1 protein-coding gene is annotated in these 223 nt (G+C 48.4%); it reads right to left on the reverse strand.

Features of this window, described 5'->3' with window-relative positions; translation table 11 throughout:
- Window positions 1–223: Ig-like domain-containing protein (locus WFZ86_RS20330; RefSeq protein WP_342693642.1), on the reverse strand; the 223-nt coding region annotated here is incomplete at both ends.

The following is a 223-nucleotide window of genomic DNA, read 5'->3' on the forward strand; positions in this document are numbered from 1 at the left end:
TGATGCTCAAGACATCCCCGTCAACATCGCTGTCGCCTGTTAATGGGGTCAAAGTAACTGTGCCTTCTTCCGCAACGGTATAAGTGTCATCTACTACTACTGGGGCATCGTTTACTGGGGTTACTGTAATTAATGCATTGGCAGTAGCTGTTCCTCCATTTCCATCGGTGATCACATAAGGAATGCTTACTGGGGTCGCGGAATTGAAGTTCGCTGCTGGGGT

Source organism: Flavobacterium polysaccharolyticum (genome assembly GCF_038739875.1).
GTDB classification, from domain to species: Bacteria; Bacteroidota; Bacteroidia; order Flavobacteriales; family Flavobacteriaceae; genus Flavobacterium; species Flavobacterium polysaccharolyticum.